The organism is Deltaproteobacteria bacterium, assembly GCA_020845775.1.
Lineage (GTDB): Bacteria > Bdellovibrionota_C > UBA2361 > SZUA-149 > JADLFC01 > JADLFC01.
Genome location: JADLFC010000097.1, coordinates 1 through 4259, shown reverse-complemented (window position 1 = coordinate 4259; position 4259 = coordinate 1). Strand labels below are relative to the sequence as shown.

At 45.2% G+C, this 4259-nt stretch carries 5 protein-coding genes and 1 pseudogene; 4 read left to right on the top strand and 2 right to left on the bottom strand.

The annotated features are described in order from the left end of the window. Positions 1-572: 572 nt before the first annotated feature. On the top strand, positions 573-1094 hold the full coding sequence (locus IT291_06180; GenBank protein MCC6220808.1) for a pilus assembly protein: 522 nt from the start codon (positions 573-575) through the stop codon (positions 1092-1094). Between the two features lie 37 nt (positions 1095-1131). After that, positions 1132-2091: a pilus assembly protein gene (locus tag IT291_06175; protein ID MCC6220807.1), complete on the top strand. Its 960-nt coding sequence runs from the start codon at positions 1132-1134 to the stop codon at positions 2089-2091. A 192-nt stretch (positions 2092-2283) separates the two neighbouring features. Here IT291_06175 and IT291_06170 read toward each other — a convergent pair whose 3' ends face one another. Beyond that, positions 2284-2568, bottom strand: a complete 285-nt coding sequence (locus tag IT291_06170; protein ID MCC6220806.1) for a transposase — start codon at positions 2566-2568, stop codon at positions 2284-2286. 174 nt (positions 2569-2742) lie between these two features. Further along, positions 2743-2895, bottom strand: coding sequence for an endonuclease (locus IT291_06165; protein MCC6220805.1), 153 nt, complete (start codon positions 2893-2895; stop codon positions 2743-2745). A 46-nt stretch (positions 2896-2941) separates the two neighbouring features. Between IT291_06165 and IT291_06160 the strand changes: the two genes are divergently transcribed. Together IT291_06160 and IT291_06155 are read left to right on the top strand one after the other, a co-directional pair. Beyond that, positions 2942-3232: a transposase gene (locus tag IT291_06160; protein ID MCC6220804.1), complete on the top strand. Its 291-nt coding sequence runs from the start codon at positions 2942-2944 to the stop codon at positions 3230-3232. Then, positions 3193-4110 (top strand): annotated as a pseudogene (locus IT291_06155) (IS3 family transposase). The gene IT291_06160 and the pseudogene IT291_06155 overlap by 40 nt, the downstream one beginning before the upstream one ends. Positions 4111-4259 lie beyond the last annotated feature (149 nt).

Sequence of the window (4259 nt, the reverse complement as noted above, 5' to 3'; positions counted from 1 at the left end):
TTTTGGCGCTACTGTATTAGTCCAACAGCTCGACAACCCACTTTTTTACCAAGAGTTCTTTTCAAAAGTAGATAAAGGCATTTTTATAGAGCGGCAAGGCTTGTAGATCGCCGCTGTGTCGGAAGACAAAAGTTATTGCAAAAACCAAATGTTGTTAAAGGATGGCTGACTCATTTGACCTAAACATCGGAAATAAAATAGGTTTTGTCCCTTTCTTGCTATCGGCCCGATCTCACCTTCGGTGCCGGAGCGCCATTCTAAATGACCGAGCAAGAAACGGGCCAGCAATACCATGCTTAAATTTGCGCTTGGTTACTGAATCGTTACTAGTGCAAGCACTGCTGCGAGAGATTAACGTCACGTCCATCAACTCTTATTTTCTTAGACAGCGAACGCTCATTGAGGATCGATAAGTGTTAAATAGCGCACTTACCAAGAGAGCTGATTGCTAATGTTACTACCGCGTAGTGTCGATATGACGCTATAGGGATATGGGCTTAGGGGAAAGCTATATATAGTCGGTTCCAGGCCGGCGTTTTTATAAGCCGCTCGTTGGTTTGAGTTTTTGGACCATGTTTGAGAAACACGTAGATCGGGGAAAAGCTGATGTTGTTGCCTCAGAAGGCGGGGCGGTTCTCTTGGAATTTGTAATCTCCGCGCCTTTCGTAACGATACTCCTAATTGGCGTGTTGGATATTGGACAGCTCTTAAGCGACTATCTCGTTATGACTCAAGTTGCAAGAGAAGGGGTTAGGTATGCTTCTGGTCTTTATGGATTGGAAGCTACAATCTCAGAGAACGACCCACAGATAACAATGCCCCAACTCGGTGAGGCTCCACCAATTTTACAGAACCGTGATTTGGTAATAGCTAGAGTAGCGCAGCTACTTGAGCTCGAAAATACTCATTTGGAGAGCACCTCGCGCAATTTTGAGATGAATTTACACGAAGGGACTGGAAGACCTCAGGTGAGTGGCGACAGTCCTGATACCGATGTGGTTGAAGTTCGAGTTTCGGGTGTGCACCGTGGATTCCTACCATTGTTTGATAAACTAGAGTTATCCGTATCGCAAATTGGTCCCTATCTTTACTGAGAAGCATGGCTTGCTTTTCTAGGATTAACGGCAATTTATGACACTGCAAAAAGCCCCCCCCCATCAAGATACTGTAAAACATCCACTACAATCTGAGAGTCTGCCTGGGAAGCTCCGCGATTTCATGCCAAACGATAATGGTGCCGCGATGCTAGAATTTGCTCTGCTGTTTTTTGTGTTCATATTGTTAATCTTAGGCTTAATAGATTTTTCGCGATATTATGCTGCAAAGGCTTTACTTACAAAGGGCACGCAGGAGGGACTTTATTATGCCTCACGCGGCCCTTTTTCAAACGTCGATACTCGACAATGGACAATCTCTTCTGTAAGTTCTACGGGGAAGCATCGTGCAGAATATGTTGGCTACCTGGGCGACCCTGCAATTTCGGGAGACAAGGGTGCCCTGCAGGAGGTGATAGCCCGCGCAGAAGCTCTTCCGCTTGATAGCGCGTTCATCTCTACCGAAGAATGGGCTGGCATAGAATTAGAGCAGTACGAAATGAAGGATCCCACGCCGGGAAGCACTGCAACAATAAAAACAAATGTTGCATTCATTAGGCCAGGAGAGTCAGTTACTCTAAATGGAAACACCATTTATCACAGAACTCTTTGCGCTAGTTCAGTAACGCTTAGCGCGGCAACGAACGGAAGCTGCAAGGCCGGCAAAATATCAGTAGCAGACAATTATCAAGATGTATTGAAGTTACATCCTTTCATGCTGTTAATGCAAGCTCGTGTCAAAACCGTGACCCCATTTTTACCAGATTTAACGGTAAGAGCGCAGGCCATTGGCTATAGGGAACTCGTTGCTGTAGGTGGTTTCCCCATTCCTCCAAATTTCATGTTGGTTACTAGCACAACTACAACTACAACTACAACCACAACTATTCCAAGCAACCAAACGTTACAGCCGCCGCCAACGGTGACAACGACGACACTTTGCCCCTCGCGGTACATATGGCTCGAGGGAAGATGCTATCCAAATTTCTATAGTTAATTCAGGAGTGAGGTTTGCAATATGTGTCTATGTGCAAAAGGAATTTCGCCAGAAGTGGCAGGTTGCCAATGAACAAAACGAATATATAGGGCTAAGGACGATTATGAATACAGAAAATGGCGTTATTTTAGTAGTTCTAGCGCTTTTGTGTCTTTTCGGCAAGCGTGCGTAAAGTTGGGAAGGTTGGATCCATTACGGGTCCGGAGGTGGGATTGGGGTATTTGGGGTTGTGATTTCGGTGAGGCGTATTTGGTAATTCCAGGGCATCCAGAGAGTGGGGTTTTGTGCGAGGTCTTTGTAATTGCGCTGTAGGGCTACGAGGTAATCGAAAGTATTTATTTGGTGTAGTTCGGCGGTGTGAATGAGGCTCATGAAAATATCGCCGACTCTTGCGCCATTGAGGGAGCGAAAGAAGAGGGAGTTTTTTCTGTGGAGGATGACCTTTTTTATGGCGCGCTCGCAAATGTTGTTATCCAGCGGGGAACCTGCTTTCTGTAGAAAGAGTTAGTTTTTCCCAATGTTTAATCATATAAGCAAACGCCTGACCTAGACCGGAATTCGGTGTCTTTTCGGCAATATTGATAGCCTGAGAATCCCATGTGTTGGAACTATTAGGCTACAATCTGATGCTGAGACGACCGAACGAACACCCTAGCGATTGCTCTCACTACAGCTATCAGCTATGAATGGATTTAGATTTCCCTGAACTTCTGAAATTCTTTTAGCGCGATAACACTCCCATTCATCAGGTTTATCCTCGTTGCTCCAATATTGAAACTGATCTTGCCCCGAAAGAGTGGACACTTTTTATAAAAGGTTTTTATAACTGAAGTATAAGGAGTGCAATAACATGGGAAAGGCATCTAAGCGGCAATTTAGTAATGAATACAAGCAGGAAGCTGTGAAGCTAGTAATTGAAGGTGGAGCTAAGGCTAGCGAGGTGGCTCGGGATTTGGGCATTGGAGTAAACACGCTATACGGGTGGTTGAATAAAGCTAGGAGTGGTTTATTGGATCCTACGAGTTGCGAGAGCCGTGAAGCTGAAGAAGTGAAACGACTTCGCAAGGAGGTTGTTAAGCTTAAGCGGGAGCGAGAAATCCTAAAAAAAGCGACGGCCTTCTTTGCCAGCCAAAACAACTAAGATTTGATTTTATATCGCAGCACGAGTCAAGCTACAGCGTATTGGAGCTTTGTCGAGTGCTGCGAGTATCTAGTAGTGGTTACTATGCTTGGCGAGGAAGGCCCCAATCGCAAAGAAGTATAGAGAATCGCAAGTTATTAATGGCAATTAAAGCGATTCACGGAGAGCGTCGAAAGCGCTGCTATGGCAGTCCTCGTGTTTGCAAGGAATTAAATCGCCATGGGCATAGCTGTAGCCGAAATCGAGTTGCTCGATTAATGCGACTAAACAATATCCAGGCTCAAGGTCGGCGTAAATTTAAGGTTACGACGAACAGTGCTCACGAGCGCCCCGTAGCTCCAAATATCTTGGCGCGTGATTTTGCAGCAAGTGCTCCAAATCAAAAATGGGCCTGCGATATGACATATATCTGGACTACGGAAGGCTGGTTGTATTTGGCAGTCGTGATTGACTTATTTTCTCGTATGATAATTGGCTGGTCTGTCAAAGAGCGAATGACTGCTGACATCGTTTGTAACGCCTTGAGGATGGCCATTGCTAATCGACTACCTCTAGCCAAGCCATTGCTGCATTCTGACCGCGGTAGCCAATACGCAAGCAACAAGCATCAGCAGATTCTTAAAACCTTTGGCATTACTTGTAGCATGAGCCGTAGCGGAAACTGCTGGGATAATGCCGTAACCGAGAGCTTCTTTGCCTCCTTTAAAACAGAATGCATCTATCAGGAGCAACTTGATACTAGACAGCAAACTAAAAGCGAAATATTTGATTATATCGAGCGCTTTTATAACAGAGATAGACTACACTCTACGCTCGATTATCTGACACCAGCGGAATTCGAGCAAATTTACTACAACTCAATTAACTTGGTTGCTTAGAAGTAAGCACAAAAAAATCAATCGCCGCCCGACTTATGTACTTATAAGCCGTTTTGCCGCAGCCACCGGCATTAGCCATTAGAAAACAGGAGAGAAGCTGGTTATAGAGATGACCCTTTTCTCCCGTTTCCTAATACCTAATGCCCCCC